Here is a 21,217-nt window from a genome sequence, read left to right on the forward strand (position 1 = left end):
GAAAAACAAATGGGACGAGAAAAACTCAATCAACTCCTCGACCTGCTCGAAGAACTACAAGCCGTCAAAGTCTGACCCCGCCTAGTAACGGCGAGGTCAGGGAAGATTTCAAAGGCTCGCCAAACCGGTATCCAGCGCCGACAGGATCTTGGACACATCGTCAGACGTGATGATCAGTGGTGGCGACAGAATAATGTTGTTACCCGACACCCGGACCATGACACCGTCATCATATGCTGCCTTCTGCACCTGCAACGGAAGATGCTTGGCAATCGGTGCTTTGGTGCTGCGATCCGAAACCAGTTCCAGCGCGCACATCAGGCCCTCACCGCCGCGCACGTCGCCGACCACGTCGTACTTGTCGGCCAGCCTTTTCAGGCCGGTAAACAGTTCAACCCCACGAGCGGCGGCGTTCTCCCACACCCGCAGGCGGTTAATTTCCGCAAGTGCTGCCAAGGCTGCTGCCGCTCCGACCGGATGGCCGGAATAGGTGTAGCCCTGATCGACGGACGCTTTGCCAGTGGTGTCGCGTTCGAACACTTCGGCAACTTGACCGGAAATCATCGCAGCGCCGAATGGGAAATACCCGTTCGTAATAGCCTTGGCCGTCGTCATAATGTCCGGCTGCACACCCCAGTGCCGAGCTCCGCTTTCGCTGCCGGTGCGGCCAAAGGCTGTGATAATTTCATCCGAGATCAAAAGAACGCCGTGTTTCGAGCAGACCTCGCGCACCAACGGCATGAAGCTCTCGTGCGGTGGAATTACACCACCAGCACCCAAAACAGGTTCCATGATGAACGCTGCAACAGTATTTGCGCCCTGGAACGCAATCTCAGCTTCCAATGCTTTGACGCAAAGCTGTGCCAAACGCTCGGGATCGGTCTCGTCGAAGGGATTGCGATAAGCCCATGGTGCCGGGATGTGGAAACATCCAGGCATCATCGGTTCGTAGGCAGCACGGAACTTCTGGTTGCCATTGACCGACGCTGCAGCGAAATGGGTCCCGTGGTACCCCTGTTTCAAGCTTATGAATTTGGTGCGCCCGTCCTCGCCGCGTACCTTGTGGTACTGTCGTGCCAATTTCAGTGCGACTTCAACCGAATCGGAGCCTCCTGAAGTAAAGAACGCGCGGGACAATCCATCTGGCTCGAAGAACCGGGCCAGCTCGTATGACAATTCGATCGCCTTGTCGTTGCTGGTGCCACGGAAAGTTGAATAATAGGGCAAAGCGTTCAGTTGGTCGGCAATCGCCTGCTTCACTGGCTCGCAGGAATAGCCCAGATTGACGTTCCACAACCCTCCCACGGCGTCGATGGCCTTGTGGCCGTCCACATCGATGATGCTAACCCCTTCGCCGCCGACCAAAATGGTCGGCGGGTTCTTTTTGCTGTCGGCTGGGTGCGCCATCGGATGCCAAAAATAGCGGGCGTTGTTTTCCTTAAGGAAGTTGGAATCCTTCATTTCAAAATTCTCCGGGAATTTCGTCCGACCGAACACTCGGTCGAAACTCAGTTGGAAAGTTTGCAGGAGCCTGGCCACCAAAGATTGCCGTAAGCTCTTGCGAAACTTGTTTCAGGGTATTCAGTAGGGGCGGCTGCAGGTCGCCTGCGGTTCTGATTTCAGGAACCGCGAATGAAACCGTTCCAAGCGCCAGTTGATCAATTCCGAAAACCGGGGCTGCAAAGCCATGAACACCGGTTTCGAAACTTCCGTTACTATAGGACCAACCGGTTTCCTTTACTTCGACGAGACGTTCTTGAATGAGTTCAAGGTTCGTTAGCGTAGAGGCAGTAATACGGGGCAAGTCGCGATTTTTGAGGCCTTCCAAAAGTGCAGGAGGGCCAAAACAAAGCATGCACAACCCTGAGGCTGTGGCGTTGAGCGGAAGGACTTCCGTGGGGTCTAGGCTAACTCGAACGCTGTGCTGAGTTGTCTCGACCACTAGTGCCGTTTGAAGAACATCATTTTCCAGAAGAGAAAGGTGCAGGCTTTCTCCTGCTTGTTGCATCGCGGCCTGCATTTTGAGGCGCGCTGCTTTGAGGCCGGGATTTGCAATCTCGCGTAACGCGGCAAGACGCAGTGCCGCCGGGCCAACCATATAGGATTTTGTTCCCTGATTCTGCTCAATCAATCCGAACTCTTCCAGTTCACGCAGATGCCGAAGAACAGTCGCCTTATTGACACCAGATAGCCGAGCCATCTGGGTCAGCCCGATTTCGGGCCGTGCGTTGGAAAATAACTCCAACAATCTCAGCGCATTAAGAGCAGTTCCCATAAGTTACTCCTCCTCCTTAAGAGAATACTTGACACAATGTAATTAACAACGCAACAATAAACATGACTTGCGGGTTCATTATGTGAACCAATAATGGGAGGAGTCCATGAAGAAAATTCTTACCGCTGCCGTAATGGCGATCTCTGCATCAGCTGCTTTCGCTGAGTATCCAGAGAAACCTGTATCCTTCGTCGTTCCGTGGCCTCCGGGCGATCTGGAGGATGTATTGACACGTCTGATCGCAGATGAATTTCAGGAAATGTACGGCGTGCCAGCAGCAGTCGTGAACAAGCCTGGCGGTGGTGGTGGTCCGTTCCCTGGTGCTGTCGAAGTCGCCACTGCTCCGGGCGATGGCTATACGGTCGGCTCTTTTGTAATAGGCGTGCCGGTGATTGGCCCCGAGATTGGCATTCCAGAGCTGAACCCCAACCCATTTGACCCAATTGGCATCTTCCTGACCTATCCGTTCGTGATAGCGTCCAGCAAAGACGCACCCTTCTCATCTTGGGAGGAGTTGGTGGAACATGGCAAAGATAACGATGTTGCACTGGGGCATTTCGGCTCTGTCCTGCCCCCCACCCAGGTGACATTCGCAGCTGCTGTCAGCAGCGGGTTTGATTTCGCCAGTGAAGCCGCATTTGATGCTCTGGACTGCAACACCCTGACTTCAGGCGACGTGGACGTGATCAACACGACACTTCAACTTATACTACCCTGCTTAGATCAGGTGAATGTTCTGGCCAGCATCGGCGGTGAGCGGATTCCCCTGGTCCCTGACACTCCGACTGTTGTCGAGCTAAATCCTGACCTGCCTTTGGCACTATGGAACGGTCTGTTCGTTCACAAAGACACCCCGGCAGAGGCGCGCGAGAAGATCGCGGCAGCCGCTCAAAAGGCTCTGAGCTCCGACAAAGCCAAGCAGCTTGCCGAGGAAACAGGTGCACTGATCTACTGGCAGGACCCGGACGCCTCCAACGCGCAGATTGAAAAAGACAAAGCCTCTTTCGCCAAAATCGAAGAGATTCTGGGCGAATAACTCAAGATTGGCCCGGCAGGATTCAAACTGCCGGGCCTGTTTTAATCGGTGGGGAGGTAGAGATGATCGCGAAAACCTTACAGGACATGTTCAAACGATATCGCCGTCCTGGCGATGTAGTTTTTGCGTTCGTGTTCCTTGCGTTTGCTGTCTTTTTGTTAATGCAGCTGGACGAGCAGACACAAATCGTCAAGCGAACCAAGTGGTTTGCGCAACCCAGTCTTTGGCCAATGATAGCCCTCTGGGCCATGGTGGTTTTCGGATTTCTGCACTGGCTCAGTTCAGCAATGTCACAGCGGCGTCACGGACGGTGGACCGAAGTGGCATTCTGGTTGAGGTCGTTTGAATATGTTTTCTACTTCCTCGTTTACGTAAAAGCTGTTCCCTTGCTTGGGTACCTTCCCGCGACGGTCATTTTTGCCGTGTTTTTGGCAATTCGCACCGGGTTTCGCGATGCTAAGGGTATCGGTTGTGCCGCATTGTTCGGCGTTTGTGTCACGGTCATCTTCAGGGCTTTCTTGCAGGTGAAAATCCCGTCCGGCGCTCTCTATGAGTATTTACCCGACACGGTTCGCGCGTTTGCGCTGACGTATCTCTGAGGTTTCGCTGATGGACGCTCTATTTTCAGGTATTTCGATACTTGCGCAGTGGCCGGTTATAGCTGCTCTTTTGATCGGGTCGATCGGAGGCGTGATCATTGGCGCCTTGCCAGGAGTTGGAGCGCCGGTGGCAATTGCCATTCTGTTACCTGCCACTTTCGCGTTTGAACCCATCGTTGGCCTGACCCTGCTGCTAGGCATCTATGGGTCCTCGATGTATGGCGGTGCAATCCCTGCCGTCCTGATCAATACACCGGGCACAGCAGTCAATGCCTTGACCACCTATGACGGCTATCCAATGACGAAGCGCGGCCAGGGTCATCGGGCGTTGTCACTGGCCTATTCGGCGTCATTTTTCGGAGGCATCTTTTCGATAATTTGCCTTATGCTCTTGTCTCCCGTCCTAGCACTCGTTGCCCCGCATTTTGGCAGCCGTGAGATTTTCCTAGCCGCGTTGCTTGGCATCATATTGGTAATCCTCGCTCATCGCGGCCAGATCTTTGCAGCGGGCATGCTGGCGGCATTTGGTCTGTTCTTGAACACTGTCGGGCTGGAGCCGGTCAAATACACCCGTCGTTTCACGTTCGAGCAAAGCTGGCTGGCTTCTGGGGTAGACCTGATTGTTGTTGTGCTGGGGCTGTTCGCAATCAGTCAGGCATTGCTTCTGTTGCTGGAAAAAAACCATGCACCGGGTGAAGCACATGTTGGCGGAAGCATCTTTGCGGGATTAAAAGAGCTGCTTGGCCTCAAGCGTATTGCAACCGTGTCATCCAGCATCGGCGTTTTCATGGGCATGGTGCCGGGCACCGGCGAGTTCACCTCGCAATTCCTGTCATACACATACGCACAAAAAACCTCTAAAAATCCAGAAGCCTTTGGCGATGGTTCGCCCGAAGGGCTGGTGGCTTCTGAATCCGCAAACAATGCTGTTCCCGGAGCGGCGATGATCCCGCTGCTGGCGCTGGGCATTCCCGGCGAGGCACTGACGGCAATGATGTTGTCAGTCTTTTACGTGCACAATGTGATACCCGGGCCGCAGCTGTTCGAAAACCAGATGGATTTCGTCATGGCCCTCTATATGGCGTTGATCCTGCTGAACGTGATCGTTCTGGTGTTTTTGCTGTTCTCGACCAACTTGCTTCTGAAGATCATTCAGATTCCAACTCGTTTTCTGGGCATCATGATCCTGATCCTGGCATTTGTTGGTGTATACAGCCTGCGCAACTCGATCACCGACTGTGCGTTGGCCGCGGCATTTGGAGTATTCGGTCTGATCCTAAAACGGCTGGACTTGCCGATAGTTCCGATCATCCTCGGCATGGTTTTGGGCGGCATTATGGAGGTCAAGCTCCGCAGCGCCATGGCTCGGGTTAATTCACCGCTGGATTTTGTTGATAGACCGATTGCCGCCATCTTGTTCGGTATGATTGTTCTGATCCTCATTCTGCACTTTCGGGCTCTGTACTTCGAGTTCAGAAACAAGCTGCGACCAGAACCAAACGCCGAACCCGTCGATGCAGATCACCCAAATCAACAAGGTTGAGAATATCCATGGATCAGTCCCAAATCGACGTGCTGCGAATGCAGCAAGTCGCCCCGCGCGGCCACTTCATTAACGGCGACTTCACTGAAGGTGAAACGGGTGCGCAGGTCGAAGTGTTGTCTCCCATCGACGGCCGACCTCTGACCAGGATCGCCGATGGCAGCGCGGCGGACATTGAAGCTGCCGTCCTGGCCGCTCGGGTTGCTTTCGAGGACGGGCGATGGTCCGAAATGGCACCGTCAGGGCGCAAGAAAGTGTTGCTGAGGCTGGCGGATCTGATCGAAGAGCGTGCGCTGGAAATCTCTGTTCTGGGGGTGCGCGACAACGGCACCGAGATCAGCATGGCCTATAAAGCCGAGGCGCTTTCGGCGGCGGCGACATTTCGGTACTATGCCGAAGCAATCGACAAGATTTATGGCCAGATCGCGCCAACCAGTCACGATATTCTTGGCCTGGTACACCATGCCCCGGTCGGCGTGGTGGGTGCAATTGTACCGTGGAATTTTCCGCTGATGATCGGCAGCTGGAAAATTGCTCCGGCCCTTGCGGCAGGCAATTCCGTAGTATTGAAACCCGCAGAAAGCGCTTCGCTCAGCCTTTTGAAGATTGCTGAACTGGCTGCTGAAGCCGGGGTTCCGGATGGCGTGTTCAACGTCGTGACAGGGCGCGGCTCGGTTGTGGGCGAGGCGCTGGCACTGTCGATGGATGTGGACATTATGGTGTTCACTGGGTCAGGTGCGACGGGTCGTCGGTTGCTGGAGTATTCAGCTCGTTCCAATCTGAAGCGCTGCTACCTTGAGTTGGGCGGTAAGTCAGCCAACATCGTCTTCAACGACGCCCCGGATCTGGCCGAGGCCGCCAAAGTGTCCGCAGCGGGAATCTTCCGCAACTCCGGTCAAGTCTGCGTTGCTGGCTCTCGCCTTCTTGTTCAGGAAGATATCTACCAGGATTTCGTGGCCGAAGTCTCGCGCCATGCTGAAAACTTTCGCGTCGGCGATCCGCTGGACCTGAACAGCCAGATTGGTGCCGTTCACAGCCTGCCGGAACTTGAGGCCAATCTGGATTTTGTTGCCAAAGCCGAGGCGGAAGGGGCAGAGCGGCGCACCGGTGGTAATCGCATCCTGATGGAGAGTGGCGGCTATTATATGTCTCCGACCGTAATGGCCGGGGTAAAAGAGACGGACCACTTGTTTCAGAACGAAGTCTTTGGCCCCGTTCTGGCGGTGACCCCCTTCAAAAACGAAGAAGACGCGATCCGGTTGGCGAACGCCACCGTGTATGGCCTGGCTGGCGGTGTCTGGACATCTAACCTTGGCCGCGCCCACCGTATGGTGGCTGGTATCCGCACAGGCGTCGTGCATGTGAACACCTATGGCGGTGCTGATCTGACCGTACCGCTTGGAGGAGTGCGCCGGTCCGGCAATGGGCACGACAAGTCTTTGCACGCGCTTGAGAAATACTTCGACCTGAAAACGGCCTGGATCAAGCTCTGAATGGCGGCGGAACGAAGGAGGAGCTTATGACTATGAAAACGATCCTGCTGATCGGCACCTATGACACGAAAGAAGCCGAGATGCGTTTCATTGAAAACGCAATTCGCGAACAGGGCGCTAATGTACTGACAATGGATGTCTCAGTGCTGGGTGATCCCAAGACGCCAACAGACATCTCAAAGCACGACGTCGCTTCTGCCGGTGGCATGACCATTGATGAAGTCATCGCACAGGGGGATGAAAATAAAGCTTTTCGGGTAATGTCCGCGGGTGCCGCAAAAGTGGTTGCCCAGGCCTATGCCGATGGCCGCTTTGACGGGATGCTTGCCACCGGCGGTACCATGGGCACCGATCTGGCGCTGGACTGTGCACAAGCGCTGCCGATGGGTGTGCCAAAATACATTGTGTCCACTGTCAGTTTTTCTCCGCTGATCCCTCCCCATCGTCTGGCCCCGGATATTCAGATGATCCTGTGGGCCGGCGGACTCTATGGTATGAACTCGATTTGCCAGTCTTCACTCAGCCAGGCAGCCGGGGCAGTTGTTGGCGCGACCAAGGCCGCTATTGCACCGGACCGCAGCAAGCCATTGATTGGAATGACCAGTCTTGGCTCGTCTTGTCTGCGCTACATGAAAACGTTGAAACCGGCGTTGGAGGAACGCGGTTTTGAGGTGGCGGTTTTCCACTCTACCGGCATGGGTGGCATGGCATTTGAAAAGCTGGCTGGCGAGGGCGCATTTGCCTGCGTGATGGATTTCTGCATGCAGGAATTCGGAAATTTTATGGCGGGCTCTGTCGTGTCCAGCGGCGAGGAGCGTGTAACCAGTGCAGGTCGCGTAGGCACACCGCAGATGATCGCGCCCGGAGCGTTGGACCTGTTGGATTTCGCGGGCTGGCAGGACATCCCCGACCAATATTCTGATCGTCCGTTTCACGTGCATAACCGACTGATCAAGAGTTCCGTCTTCAATGGGGATGAACGCCGCGCTTGGATCCGTGAACTGGCCAACCGAATGGAGGCTGCAACGGGACCTGTCCACTTTTTCCTGCCTGTTCAGGGGGTTGAAGCATGGGACAAAGAAGGCGAGGCGGCGCATGACCCTGATGCACTGGCAGATATGGTGGATGAGGCACGCATGGTTATACCGGGTAGTGTGCCGATGACGGAACTTGACGCTCATATCAACGACCACACGTTCAGCGAAGCGGTCCTCGTGCAATTTGATGCCTGGGTCGAGCAGGGTGTGATCAGCAAAAATCGCTGACCTTCGTCATTCCAACAGATGCATTTTGCCTTCGGACGCCGTGCGCCGCCTCGTGGGATACCTGCGAAAGTTGCATACCATAACAGGAAAAAGATCAGCTTATTGCCGACAAGACAAAGCTGCTTGGACCCAATGTATCATCCCTCTAAGGCGACCCGGTCCATTTTGTTAGGGGTGAAGGAGTATCCCGCCAGGTATCGCGACACTGGGGAAATCAAAGACGAATGGCCATCCGGTGGGTGGTGTTGTTACACGAGCAGAATTCTTTGTTACTTTTCTTATGGGCTATCGCTATTTCAGTACGTTTGATAGCAACCCCGTTTCCTGTGCTGCAGCGATCGCGGTATTGGAAGAGATCAAAGACAGCAATTGCTGGAGAGCGCGAAAAATGTGGGATTGCATGCTCGCAAATGAATGGAAGCGCTGGCTCAGAAACGTGCCGTTATTGGAAACGCACGCGGATTCAGTCTGATCTTCGGTGCAGAAATTGCTTTAGACCGCGACGGCAAGGAACAAGGATATCGGCTTTCGCATATCTGGACGAGTAATACGAGAAAAGCGATCATTCTGATGGACACGTCTCCGGTTTGATTGGACCAGACAGTGACTATCGGAGCGGAACGCTCGAATTGATCGTGTCACTATGAACTGTTGGGTCACTATTTATGGGCTACGGTACAAAAACGGTAACGTCCCTAGTACCTTTACACCCGCACACCACCAAAAGGACACGCGTAAGCAGAATAGCAAAGCCAAATTGATATGCCGGGTGTGATCCTGAAATAACAGAGCGTCACATACATCCTTCCGACACTTCACTCCTCGGTAAGGTGTTTCCTGACAGTTGGATCAATCTTGGTACTATGGGTTGAGTAGATACCACAGGCGGCAATGGCCTCACGCGCGGTTACCCGCTCGTGCAGGCGCTTCCAGATTGTTTTGGCGGCATAGGGATGCGGGTAAGGGCGCCAAGCAACACCCATCGTCATTCCCCGCAGATACTTTAGTTGCTGGCGGTGCGCTGAATATAAGATGGTATTGGCAACGCTGCCTTCGCGCATCAACTCATGTTCGGTTATAAATATCCTGTTTCCCCGCATTGTAACCAAACCAACGTAACGGGAAATCTGGTGCATGCTTTTGTCTTGTGATGTGGCAATTTCGCGGGACCGGATTGTGAAAAGCCCATCAACTTCCTGAATACGGATTAACGAACAAAATATCTTCCCTTCCCAGGAAGGCGTGCAGAAAAACGAGTGATAGAAACCAACATAGCGCCTGAGGTTTTTGTGTTGGCCCCGAAACGGATCCAGAAACGCGTCTGCGGGGGTTTTTCCGGTTGTTGGTAAGACGTCCTTTAGCATTTGCTCAAAGCGAGCAGTTTCAGCGAACAGTTCGGCTTCTGTCAGGCCGAAATGGCGCGCGATCCGACGCATGTTGTGGGCCGAAGGCAGGCTGGAGCCATTCAGATACCGATTGAATTGCTGCCGGTTGACGCCAATATCCCGACAAATCTTTGAAATATTGCCGTGTTCTGCGCATAGCGACTTCAGGTTGGCAGAAAAATACTGGGGCATGGGAAAACCTTTCGCGATTTGACGCTATTTCGCTGCAAATAGCATCACTTCGCATAAAGTTGCACAATTTGTTTTTTCTGCAAATCGTTTTCTTCTTCGGCATCAGCTCGCAAAAAACAAGCTCTCGGATGCCAGTTAAAACCGTCGAAAACACATGGATCACACTCTCCGACGGGCGGAGGCTTGCTGCTCGACTCTGGTTACCCGAAACCGGTCCAGCTCCGGCCATTCTGGAATACCTGCCTTACCGCAAACGCGACGGCACAGCGCCCAGGGATGAAACAACACATAAGGTATTTGCCGAGGCTGACTATGCCTGCGTTCGGGTCGATATAGCGGGTACGGGCGACAGCGAAGGGCAATTCGACGATGAATACTCGGAACAGGAACTGAGTGATGGTGAAGAAGTCATCGCATGGATCGCAGCGCAGGATTGGTGCGACGGTCACGTTGGGATGATCGGAATATCTTGGGGTGGGTTTAATGGTTTGCAACTGGCTTTCCGGCGACCGCCTGCGTTGAAGGCTGTCGTCAGCGTCGCCTCGACCGTGGATCGCTATGCAGATGACATCCATTTCATGGGTGGTTGCCTGCTGAGCGACAACATGAACTGGGGTAGTCAGATGTTCGCTTATCTGACCAGGCCCGCAGATCCGGCCTTACGCGCAGACTGGCGAGAGGACTGGCTGACGCGGCTGCAAAACGTTCCATTTTCTGCCGCCGATTGGCTGCGTCATCAGACACGGGACACATACTGGAAGCACGGCTCGGTTTGCGAAGATTGGTCTGCTATCCAAACCCCGGTTTTGGCCATAACCGGCTGGGCAGATGCGTATGTAAATGCCCCGCCTGCTTTGACAGCCAACCTGACATCGCCCACCAAGGCCGTCATCGGGCCATGGGAGCATCGATACGCGCATATCTCGAAAATTGATCCTGCGGATTTCCATTCCGAAGTCATCGGCTGGTTTGATCGCTGGTTGAAAGAACAGGAAAACGGTGCCGAAGATTTGCCTGCGTACCGGACATACATGCAGGAGCATTTCAACCCGACACCGAAAAACAGCCCTCGGCAAGGTCGCTGGATAGCTGAAGGTCGCTGGCCATCGCCGCACATACATGAACAGATCTGGCATCTGGCACCGGGCGAATTTTCCCCTAGCCCAACCCAAGGTTCCGTAGCCATTTCGTCGCCCTGCCATTTGGGCATGCAAAGCGGGTATTTTTGTGCAGGTATGCGGATCGATAACGAGCTGCCCGGCGACCAGGCAAGCGACGATGCATTGTCGCTGTGCTTTGACAGCGCGCCATTGCGTGCGCCGCTGGAATTGTTGGGGCGCGCAAGACTGAAGTTTCGGTTTTCAGTAGACAAGCCTGTCGCTCAGCTTATTGCGCGCCTATGCGATGTATCGCCCGAGGGTATTTCACAGCGCATCAGCTACCGGTCGTTGAACTTATGCCATTTCCGCGATCACGAGACACCTGAATTCTTACAACCCGGCGAGGAATATGAGGCCGAGATTGCCCTAAACGAATGTGCGCATCGACTGCGTGAGGGTCATGTGTTGCGGCTGGCCCTGTCGACGTCCTACTGGCCAATCATCTGGCCATCGCCAAACCAGGCACAGGTGACATTGCATTTGCAGGATTGCGCCCTGCATTTGCCAGTGCGCGAAGTATCGCGTGAAATCCAAGCTTCCGAACCCGGTCCGGCGCCGAAGTTTCCGGTTCTTGCAGCCGATCAATTGCGGACACCTGCGTCGCATTCCGAACGTAAAGAAACAGAAGACGGCCGGATCGTGCTTGAGACGTTTGACGACTATGGTAAATCACGCGATCCCTATCACGGCCTGATTGTCGGCAGTGATGTGCGCATGCATTACGGCATTCACCCGGATGACCCAGCCACTGCCCGGTTTGAGACGGCCTGGAATTTCACTTTCGAACGGGCGGAGTGGCAGGTCGCCATCTCGACCGAGTGCCGCATGAGTTGCGACACGCAGAATTTCTACCTCTACCGCAAACTTCGCGCCACCGAAGGTGCCGATGAAACCGAAGTCCTGACAAAGGAATGGTCGGAAACCATTCCACGCGGATTTCTCTGACTTAATCCTAGGGAGGATACTATGAAGATAGAATGGACAAAGGCCAATGTTGGTCGTCGCGGGTTCCTGAAAGGCGCAACCGCGCTTGGAGCGACCACGGCGCTTCCGATGGGGTGGGCAAATCGCGTATTTGCAGCAGACGACGGTGTTCTGCGGGTACGGGCCTATGGCGATGCACAGAATATGGATCCGGCCCACTCGGTTGGTGTCGTGGAAGAAGAGGTACATGCCTCGATCTACAACAAGCTGATCCAGTATAAGCCAGGCGAGGAATGGGGCTGGCAGCTCGACGCGGCAACGATGATCGAGCAGGTTGACCCCACCCATATCAAGTTTGCATTGCGTGACGATATCGGCTTCACCAACGGCTTTGGCGCCATGACCGCCGAGGACGTCAAGTTCAGCATGGAACGGATCGTGGATGACGCGACCGACAGCCCAAACAAACCCGACCTGGGACCGTTCAGCCATGTTGAAGTGACCGGTGAACGCGAAGGGACGATTGTGTTGAACAAACCCTTCGCACCGATTTGGTCAATTGCCCTGCCTTACATCACCGGAAACATTGTTTCGAAAGCAGCGGTCGAAGCAGCCGGTGGCCGGATCGGTGCTGATCCGGTGGCAGAGTCCGGCCCATATCTGCGGGACAGCTGGTCGCCCAAGGAAAAAACGGTTCTTAAGCGCAACCCTGACTGGAATGGCGATGCTCCGACCTGGGACACAATCGAGATCTATCCGATCGACGACGAAAACACCGCCGAGATCGCGTTTGAAGCGGGCGAACTGGACGTAACTCGCGTGTCGCTGGGTTCAGTCGAACGGTATCGCGCTGGTGTTCCCAATGGGGGATCGCTGGTTGAGAAACCCTCGCTTTACTATGTCTGGATGGGAATGAATGTTGAACATCCAAAGCTGCAAAATCAGAAGCTGCGACAGGCGATTCAACATGCCATAGATGTCCCCAGCATTCTGGAGGCTGCCTATTTTGGTGCAGCCGAGCCGGCAACCGGGATCATTGCTCCGGGTCTGGCTGGGCATCGACCGTCTTCGCTGGTGCCACCTGAGGCAAATTTCGAAAAAGCGGCGCAACTGCTTGCGGAATCGGGTGAAACCAACGTCACTCTGACCCTCGACACGCTAAACAAGACAACGTTCACGACAACTGCACAGATCATTCAGGCGACGCTGGCGCAAATCGGTATCACAGTTGAGGTGAATGTTCTGGAATCCGGTGCGTTCTGGGCGTCTGGCGACAACGAAAACCTGCAACTTGTTCTGAACCGCTATTCGATGACGCCGGACCCGTATTATGCGACGTCGTGGTTTACGCCCGAGCAAATTGGCAAGTGGAACTGGGAACGCTTTAACAGCGCAGAGTTCAACGAAATCCACGAAGCTGCGGCTGGGGAAACAGATATCGCAAAGCGGGCTGAAATGTACCAGCGTGCGCAGGACTTGATGGAAGAAAGCGGTGCCTATCGCTTCATCACACACGAGGCAACACCGGTCATTCACAGCGCAGGTGTCATTCCTGCATTGCGCCCGGACGGGCTGTCGCTGCTGCGTTACTTTGGCAAGTCGACCTGACCTCCCCAGGTCGACAGGGAGCGGCAGGCGCTGACACTCGCCGCTCCATAACCAACGCCATCCAGCCACAAGGAGCAAGTTGGCCATGCTGAACTTCGCAACCCGTCGCTTCGGGCTGTCGCTGCTCATCCTTTTCGTGGCGGTCACCGTCATGTTCCTGATGATCCGCGCTGTACCAGGCGATCCGGTCCAGATCATGCTGGGTCCGCGCGCCACACCCGAGCTTCAGGCCCAACTCACCGCCGCACTTGGTCTTGATCAACCGATCTGGAAACAGCTGCTGATCTTTTACTCGAACCTTTTGCAGGGTGACCTTGGCACCGATGTCTTCTCGGGTCGGTCTGTGACTGAGATTGTGTTTCAGCAATTGCCGTTCACTCTGGAGCTGATTTTTGCATCAATCCTGTGGTCCGCAAGTCTTGGTATTGCACTTGGCGCTTATGCGGCTGCGCATCCAAACACGATGATCGACCGGGTCGCCGCCGCAATTTCCGTCAGTTTTGTTGCCGCTCCGGCCTTTGTTGTTGCGCTTTTGGCTTTGTTGGTTTTCGCCGTTAATTTGCAATGGTTTCCCGCCATTGGGGCAGGAGAGGGGTTCTGGGGCCGCCTTGACCATCTGGTTCTGCCAGCATTCGCCATAGGGCTCAGCTGGGTAGGATATATCGCACGGCTGGTACGGGCGTCGATGCTCGAGGTCATGGGTGAAAGCCATGTGCGTACCGCCCGGGCCTTTGGTATCGCGGAACGTCGCGTGGTCATGGTTTACGCATTGCGTATCGCAATTCTACCCGTGGTCACCGTGATCGGGGTCGGGATGGGCTTTCTGCTCAGCTCAGCCGTTTTTGCCGAAATCGTTTTTGCCCGACCAGGCTTGGGTAAGTTGGTCATCGACAGCATCACGACCCGAAACTATCCGATTGTGATGGGTTCGGTCCTTGTATCAACGGCACTGTTCGTTGTGTCGACCGCCTTGGCCGATCTGATCAACGCGCTGCTCGATCCACGCGCACGCACGGCTCATTAAGGAGGCGGAGTGATGGTAAAATCTCGTTCCGAACTTGGCCAGATCATAGTCGGGGTTGCCCGCGACCCGCTTGGGTTAATGGGTTTGATCATCGTTGGGACTATCGTGTTCTGCGCGATATTTGCTGCCTGGATTGTGCCTTACGATCCCATTGCCATGGATATCAAATCCCGCCTGCAAGGGCCGTCCGCGGCGCATCTGTTGGGCACGGATCAGCTGGGTCGCGATACGTTTTCGCGGGTGATTGCTGGGGGGCAGGTTGCGCTTAAAGTGGCGCTGCCAGCTGTTTTCGGCGCGATGGCGATTGGCCTGACTTTGGGCATGATAGCCGGGTACGGACCAAAATGGCTCGACAACCTGCTGATGCTGTTTTTCGATACCATCCGGTCCTTTCCGACGGTGATGTTTGCACTGGCTGTTGTGGCCCTTGTCGGGCCCAGCTTGCAGACAGTTGTATTCGTGGTCATGGCGACCTCAATCCCGACATATGGGCGCGTGGCGCGAACCCAGACCCTGACGCTTCGCAATTCCGAATTCATTCTGGCAGAGCGATCAATGGGGGCCAGCATGACGCGTATTCTGGGTGTGCACATGCTACCCAATATCATCGGGGTTCTGGCTATCTTGGCAGCCATGGATATACCCACCGTCATCGCGCTGGAGGCCGGGCTGTCATTTTTGGGGTTGGGTGTGAAACCCCCGACACCCAGTTGGGGAGCCTTGCTCAAGGATGGCTATTCCCTGATCCGCCAAACACCGTGGCTGGTGGTGGGCGGGGGCCTGCCGATCATTCTGGCAACACTTGGATTCACTTTCCTGGGCGAAAGCCTACGTGATGTGGTCGACCCGAAATTGAGGAAACAGCGATGACCGATACACTGCTGGAAATCGACCGCCTGAGTGTTGACTACGAAACGGGCCGTGGCGACCTTAAGGCCCTGAGGAACATCACATTCAACGTCAACAAGGGTGAAATTGTTGGTATTGTCGGGGAATCCGGATGCGGCAAATCCACCCTGATCTCATCCATCCTGCGCCTGACCGCCCCCAATACGCGGTTCCGTCAAGGTGAGGTTCGTTTCAAAGGGCAGGACCTGTTGAAGGCTTCCGAGCGTCAGATGCGCGACCTGCGCGGTGCAGACATATCCATTGTCTTCCAGGATCCGATGCAAACGCACAATCCGGTTCTGACCATCGGGCAGCAGATGCTGGACATTCAGCATCGCTCAAAGCAGTCAAAGGCGGATAAATTGACCCACGCAGCCAAGATGCTGGGTGCTGTCGGCATCCCCGATCCCGAAGCGCGCCTGAAGCAGTATCCGCATGAGTTCTCAGGTGGGATGCGCCAGCGGATCGCCATAGCAATGGCGTTGATGTCCGAGCCGGACCTCTTGATCGCGGATGAGCCAACCACTGCATTGGACGCCACTCTTGAGGTACAGATCATCGAGCGCCTACAAGAATTACAGCGCGAGTTTCATTGTGCCATTCTGTTTATTTCGCACCATCTGGGCGTGATCGCGGAACTCTGCGACCGGGTGGTGGTGATGTATGCAGGAGCCGTTGTCGAAAGCGGCGATGTGCGTGAGATTTTCCACAACCCTAAACACCCCTATACACGTCGTCTGATCGAATGTGATCCCGGCCACATCAAAGAACGCGCCCGCGTTTTGCCCACCATCCCCGGTGAAGTGCCTGATCTGGCCAACCTGCCCGGGGGGTGCATCTTTCGGGACCGTTGCGATCAGGCCATGGCGCGCTGCGCGACCGATGTGCCGCCACTGGATCAACTGAAAGAAGGCCACCACGCCGCATGCTGGCTGAACCACGAGGAGGTCGCAACATGAGCTTGCTGAATGTCGTGGATCTTAAAACCAGTTATGGACCGGTCAATGTTCTGGCGGGTGTCAGCTTTACCGTAGAACCTGGCGAAACTTACGCTCTGGTTGGTGAAAGCGGATCGGGTAAGACGACGGTAATCCGCGCGATTGCGGGTCTTGCGCCTGCACAGGACGGTTCGGTTACATTCGAAGGTCGGGAAATTCGGGGCGCGCCGGAAAGCGTCATGCGTCCGCTGCGTAAAGACATGGCGATGATGTTTCAGGACCCGGTCGGTAGCCTGTCGCCCCGCCTGACAATCCGCAGCCTGATCACCGAACCCTATCGCATTCAGGGTATGAAAGATCGCGATCTGGATGCCGAGGCCAAGCGCCTATTGGAAATGGTGAACCTGCCCGCGCATTTTGCCGATCGCTATCCCTATCAGCTGTCAGGAGGTCAGGCCCGGCGCGTGGGCGTCGCGCGCGCCCTGGCGCTGGAACCCAAGCTGATCCTTGCGGACGAGCCGACTGCCGGTCTCGATGTCTCGGTCCAGGGTGAGTTGCTGAACCTGCTCAACGATCTGCGCGAAAGGCTGGGGCTGGCGATGGTCATCATCACGCACAACCTCAGCGTCGTGCGCCACGTGGCCGACAGAATGGGCATCATGTATCTGGGCCGTTTGGTCGAGGAGGGCACAACCGAGACGATTTTCAACGATCCGCGCCATCCCTACACCCGCTGCCTTCTGAGCGCCAACCCCGAGCCGGACCCGGATGCGCGATTGGAACGGATCGCCCTTAAAGGGGAGCCTCCCAGCCTGCTCAGGCGGCCATCTGGCTGTGAGTTTCGCGAGCGTTGCCCCTTTGCCAGAGACATTTGCACCCAAACCCCGGAATGGGAAGTAAAGGGCGGCCGTGGGCTGCGTTGTCTGGCCCCGCTGTCGTAACTAGGAAATCCAATGCCAAGCACACTCTACTTCAACGGCACCATCCTGACTATGGATGCGCAAAACTCTTCACCAGAGGCGGTGCTGACTGACGGCAACAGAATTCAGGCAGTGGGGGCCGAGGCTGAGTTGCGCGCCCGCATGCCTTCGGATGCGCACGAGCAAGATCTGAAGGGTCGTACCCTGATGCCCGCCTTTATCGACCCACACGGGCACTTTCCCGATCCCGGCTTTGTTAAGCTGTTCCGTGTCGATCTGTCTTCGCCGCCTTTAGGGGATTGCAGAGACATGTCACAGGCGTTGGACAGGCTTCACGAAAAGGCGAGTGCAACACCCGAGGGTGAATGGGTCATGGGGGTGTCCTTTGACAATACGTCCATTCTGGAAGGTCGAATGCCCACACGGGCCGAACTGGACAGCGTGTCACAACGCCATCCAATCTGGGTCATTCATGCGTCGGGTCATAATGGCGTGGCAAATTCTCTCGCGCTGGAAAGGCGCGGGATAACCCGTGAAACTCCTGATCCAGAGGGGGGCCGTTATGGCCGCGATCCGGAAACCGGAGCGCTGACCGGATTGATGGAAGGGCTGTCGGCCATGGGTGAAATGGGCGATACTGATTTCCTGATTGACCGCGACCGGTTTTGGCGGGGTTTTGACGCCTGCCGCAGCGAATACCTGGCCCATGGTGTGACCTATGCCCAAAATGCCTGGGCATCGCAGCCCATGCTGGACCACTTCGCCAGCCTGCCTGCGGATCAGGATCCGGGAATTGACATCGAGCTTTTGCCCGTCGGAGATCTGGAGCCAGAGTTATCTTCGCGTTGGATTGGAACGAGCTGGCCGGGCAACCCGCATTTTTCGCTGGGTCCGCGCAAACTGTTTACGGACGGGGCCTTTCAGTTACAGACCGCGTATTTGTCTGCTCCATATTTCAAACCTGCCAGCCCTGATAATCCTTGTGGAATGACCTATACCTCGCAAGAGCAGTTGGTTGCGGATGTAGAAAAGCTCCACAGTCAGGGCTTGCAGATTCACTGCCACTGCAATGGCGATGCCGGTGCCGAGATGTTCATAGATGCGGTGGAAAAGGCGCTTGTTGCACACCCGCGCCAGGATCATCGACATACCATTATCCATGGCCAGGTTCTGAGGGATGACCAATTGGAGCGTATGGCCCGGCTTGGTCTGACCGTCAGCTTCTTTCCCGCCCATGTCTTCTTTTGGGGGGATCGTCATTACGATACTTTCCTGGGACCCGAGCGAGCCGAACGGATATCGCCAGCGGCGTCAGCCGAACGGTATGGCGTGCGATACACGATCCACAACGACGCCTCGGTCACACCGACGCGTCCAATCCATCTTGCCCATTGTGCGGTGAACCGAAAATCCGCTTCTGGCCGTGTGCTTGGCGAGGATCAGAAGATCAGCGTTATTTCAGCCCTGCGGGCCCAAACCATCGAAGCCGCTTGGCAGGTGTTCAAGGAAGATCAACGCGGATCCATAGAACCGGGTAAAATTGCAGACTTTGTTGTTCTTTCGCGCAATCCACTGCACGACCCGGACCGCTTGTCAGACACTGTCGTGCTTGAAACCATCCGCTATGGCGAAAGGGTTTTTTCCGCTGTGTGTACTGAACAAGAGTTTGAGCACGCATAATGGCGACCAAGCGTATCGTGATCGCGGGGTTCCAACATGAAACCAACTGTTTCGGTGTAACGAAAGCTGGGATGCCTGAGTTTGAGATGGCGGATTCCTGGCCGGGAATGCTGCATGGTTCACAGGTTGTTCTGGAAACCGAGGGCATGAACCTTCCGATCGCGGGTTTCACCGCCGCGGCACAGGCAGCGGGATTTGATGTCATTCCCGTTTTGTGGTGCTCTGCCGAACCGTCCGCCCATGTCACCGATCATGCATTCGAAACGATCTGCGGGATGCTGTTGGACGGAATATGGGGCGCAGGCCAGATTGACGGTGTCTATCTTGATCTGCACGGAGCTATGGTCTCCGAAAGCCTTGCTGACGGTGAAGGAGAGCTTTTGCGTCGCGTTCGTGAAACTGTGGGTCCAGACGTTCCAGTGGTCGCAAGTTTGGACCTTCATGCCAACATTTCCACCGAAATGGTCAAACACTCAGATTACCTGTCGATTTTTCGCACTTACCCACATTTGGATATGGCGGAAGCGGGTGCACGATGCGTTCCAGTCTTGCGTCGCCTGCTGGCGGGTGAAACCCTATACAAAACGTTCCAACCGGTGCCTTACCTGATCCCCCTGCATGCGCAACACACGGGTTCTGCGCCGATCAGTGATATCTATCAATTGCCTGTCAGGTTTGAACAGCAAGGCATTCTGGCAGAGATCGCTCTTGGTTTTACGGCGGCGGATTTTCCTGACACCGGGCCATCCTGCCTTGCTTATGCTTTGACTGCTGAAAAAGCGGCTGCCGCTGCCAAAGAGATTGTCGGCATGTTCCTGTCCCGTGAGGCCAATCTTGAATGTAAGATGTTGTCTTTGGAAGAGGCCGTTTCCACATGTCGTCAAAGGCGCGAAAAACCCATCGTTCTAGCCGATGTTCAGGACAATCCGGGCGCAGGCGGAACGTCAGATACAACGGGGCTGCTGACCGCTTTAATTGAGGGCGGAGTAAGAAACGTTCTGATGGGTCTGTTCCATGATCCGGAAAGTGCCATTCAGGCCCATGCGGCAGGGGAGGGCGCACGGATCATTTTGGCTATCGGCGCAAAGTCGAACCTGGCCGGACATGTTCCATTCAGGGCAGAGTTTGAAGTGCTTTCCTTAAGTGATGGCACATGCCGCTATACCGGTGAAATGTATGGCGGCGGAACAGCTACGCTTGGCAAGACAGCTGCGCTTCGCTTGGTTGGACACGACGCCGAGATCGACCTTGTCGTCACAAGCATACGAAACCAATGCCTGGATCGCGCACATTTCACACATATCGGGTTAAACCCTCTGAGTTATTCGGTGATCTGCGTCAAAAGCACAGCGCATTTCCGGGCGGATTTCGAACCAATTGCAAGCCATGTATATGCGGTCGCTGCGCCTGGGGTTTTCCTCTGCGACCTTGGAAAGGTCCCTTATTCTTGTGTCAACAGAAGGTTGGCCAACTGTCGCCATACCTCCTTTGACGTGACGTGAAACGAAAGCTTGTTGACGTGCGATACGCCCCAATGGATTCAAATATCTCAACCCCGAAGGGTCAGCCTTGAGCCGTCCACATAAACCTGACCCCAATTGGATATTGAATACGGTTCCCTGAGGCCAGTCGGCCAAAATGCATCTTCATACACCAGTTGACCAACGTCTCTCTCAGAGCTTGTTACAACGAAAAGGCAACTTGCACATCACTGAATCGTTTCTTCGGCATAGATACACTTCTCTCGCACCAGAAATGTATCCGAGGCAATCGCAGCGCGATCAGCATCTTCTACAGAGCGGGGTCAACATTACCAAAAGAAGCTGTCATCCTCCAGCAAGGATGCAATTGTCAGGTTGGCATCCTCTTCTGACACATTGTCTGTGGCTTCATGCCACACAGCTTCCAGGATGGTTGTCGAAGGCCCGTAAATGTTGTTTTTCACGCAAGAGACAACCAATCCATAGATATCTTCCTCATTCTGGAAGGTGGGCAAGTCTGGCACGAATTCCAGATAGTCGACATCTTCGTCCCATTCGGAGGCACCGGACTCCTCGGCCACCGTCACGGTATTGTTTTCCGGTGCCAACAAAGCGATCAGTTTTGGTTGAGCAGGACCGATGGTCCCATTTCCATCAATATCGTGACTGTAGAAGGTTTCGACATCCACAACATTGGCGATGCTAACACCGCCTTGGTATTGCCCCGAAGCATCCGTGGTCCATTCAGCATATGACCCGTTCGCATTTTGCCACAGCACCTTGTAGCCACCGCCCGAGGCTTCGGC

18 protein-coding genes are annotated in these 21,217 nt (G+C 55.1%); 14 read left to right on the forward strand and 4 right to left on the reverse strand.

Annotated features, from left to right (window positions below; genetic code table 11):
* Positions 1-108: 108 nt before the first annotated feature.
* Positions 109-1,461, reverse strand: coding sequence for an aminotransferase class III-fold pyridoxal phosphate-dependent enzyme (locus AC2FPW_RS17415; protein ID WP_496814750.1), 1,353 nt, complete (start codon positions 1,459-1,461; stop codon positions 109-111).
* 1 nt (position 1,462) lies between these two features.
* A complete protein-coding gene (locus AC2FPW_RS17420) occupies positions 1,463-2,275 on the reverse strand; it encodes an IclR family transcriptional regulator (protein ID WP_480912294.1) in 813 nt (270 codons plus the stop codon).
* Between the two features lie 106 nt (positions 2,276-2,381).
* Between AC2FPW_RS17420 and AC2FPW_RS17425 the strand changes: the two genes are divergently transcribed.
* The 6 genes from AC2FPW_RS17425 (at position 2,382) to AC2FPW_RS17450 (ending at position 8,683) form a co-directional block, all read left to right on the forward strand.
* The gene (locus AC2FPW_RS17425; RefSeq protein WP_480920997.1) at positions 2,382-3,311 is read left to right on the forward strand and encodes a tripartite tricarboxylate transporter substrate binding protein; all 930 of its coding nucleotides are present in this window, start codon (positions 2,382-2,384) and stop codon (positions 3,309-3,311) included.
* Between the two features lie 62 nt (positions 3,312-3,373).
* Complete coding sequence (locus tag AC2FPW_RS17430; protein WP_496814751.1) at positions 3,374-3,910, forward strand: tripartite tricarboxylate transporter TctB family protein; 537 nt, start codon at positions 3,374-3,376, stop codon at positions 3,908-3,910.
* A 10-nt stretch (positions 3,911-3,920) separates the two neighbouring features.
* Positions 3,921-5,453, forward strand: coding sequence for a tripartite tricarboxylate transporter permease (locus tag AC2FPW_RS17435; RefSeq protein WP_496814752.1), 1,533 nt, complete (start codon positions 3,921-3,923; stop codon positions 5,451-5,453).
* Positions 5,454-5,461: 8 nt separating this feature from the next.
* Positions 5,462-6,946, forward strand: a complete 1,485-nt coding sequence (locus tag AC2FPW_RS17440) for an aldehyde dehydrogenase (protein WP_496814753.1) — start codon at positions 5,462-5,464, stop codon at positions 6,944-6,946.
* A gap of 26 nt (positions 6,947-6,972) precedes the next feature.
* A complete protein-coding gene (locus AC2FPW_RS17445; protein WP_496814754.1) occupies positions 6,973-8,211 on the forward strand; it encodes a Tm-1-like ATP-binding domain-containing protein in 1,239 nt (412 codons plus the stop codon).
* 235 nt (positions 8,212-8,446) lie between these two features.
* Positions 8,447-8,683: a hypothetical protein gene (locus AC2FPW_RS17450; RefSeq protein ID WP_496814755.1), complete on the forward strand. Its 237-nt coding sequence runs from the start codon at positions 8,447-8,449 to the stop codon at positions 8,681-8,683.
* Between the two features lie 343 nt (positions 8,684-9,026).
* Here AC2FPW_RS17450 and AC2FPW_RS17455 read toward each other — a convergent pair whose 3' ends face one another.
* The gene (locus AC2FPW_RS17455; RefSeq protein WP_496814756.1) at positions 9,027-9,788 is read right to left on the reverse strand and encodes a helix-turn-helix transcriptional regulator; all 762 of its coding nucleotides are present in this window, start codon (positions 9,786-9,788) and stop codon (positions 9,027-9,029) included.
* A 128-nt stretch (positions 9,789-9,916) separates the two neighbouring features.
* Between AC2FPW_RS17455 and AC2FPW_RS17460 the strand changes: the two genes are divergently transcribed.
* From AC2FPW_RS17460 to AC2FPW_RS17495, 8 genes are all read left to right on the forward strand, one after another.
* Entirely contained in the window at positions 9,917-11,893 is a 1,977-nt protein-coding gene (locus AC2FPW_RS17460) for a CocE/NonD family hydrolase (RefSeq protein WP_496814757.1), read from the forward strand.
* 21 nt (positions 11,894-11,914) lie between these two features.
* Positions 11,915-13,480 carry an ABC transporter substrate-binding protein gene (locus AC2FPW_RS17465; protein ID WP_496814758.1) on the forward strand — a complete coding sequence of 522 codons (1,566 nt, stop codon included), beginning with the start codon at positions 11,915-11,917 and terminating at the stop codon, positions 13,478-13,480.
* An 85-nt stretch (positions 13,481-13,565) separates the two neighbouring features.
* Entirely contained in the window at positions 13,566-14,504 is a 939-nt protein-coding gene (locus AC2FPW_RS17470) for an ABC transporter permease (RefSeq protein WP_496814759.1), read from the forward strand.
* Between the two features lie 12 nt (positions 14,505-14,516).
* Positions 14,517-15,374 carry an ABC transporter permease gene (locus AC2FPW_RS17475; RefSeq protein WP_496814760.1) on the forward strand — a complete coding sequence of 286 codons (858 nt, stop codon included), beginning with the start codon at positions 14,517-14,519 and terminating at the stop codon, positions 15,372-15,374.
* Positions 15,371-16,351, forward strand: coding sequence for an ABC transporter ATP-binding protein (locus AC2FPW_RS17480; protein WP_480484899.1), 981 nt, complete (start codon positions 15,371-15,373; stop codon positions 16,349-16,351). Before AC2FPW_RS17475 ends, AC2FPW_RS17480 begins: the two co-directional genes overlap by 4 nt.
* The gene (locus tag AC2FPW_RS17485) at positions 16,348-17,271 is read left to right on the forward strand and encodes an oligopeptide/dipeptide ABC transporter ATP-binding protein (RefSeq protein ID WP_496814761.1); all 924 of its coding nucleotides are present in this window, start codon (positions 16,348-16,350) and stop codon (positions 17,269-17,271) included. Before AC2FPW_RS17480 ends, AC2FPW_RS17485 begins: the two co-directional genes overlap by 4 nt.
* 12 nt (positions 17,272-17,283) lie before the next feature.
* Entirely contained in the window at positions 17,284-18,930 is a 1,647-nt protein-coding gene (locus AC2FPW_RS17490; protein WP_496814762.1) for an amidohydrolase, read from the forward strand.
* Entirely contained in the window at positions 18,930-20,432 is a 1,503-nt protein-coding gene (locus tag AC2FPW_RS17495) for a M81 family metallopeptidase (RefSeq protein WP_496814763.1), read from the forward strand. The genes AC2FPW_RS17490 and AC2FPW_RS17495 overlap by 1 nt, the downstream gene beginning before the upstream one ends.
* A 308-nt stretch (positions 20,433-20,740) precedes the next feature.
* On the opposite strand, the gene AC2FPW_RS17500 is transcribed toward AC2FPW_RS17495, so the two are convergent.
* On the reverse strand, positions 20,741-21,217 hold a 477-nt coding region (locus AC2FPW_RS17500; protein ID WP_496814764.1), incomplete at its 5' end, for a hypothetical protein.

Source organism: Ruegeria sp. SATB027, assembly GCF_059613825.1.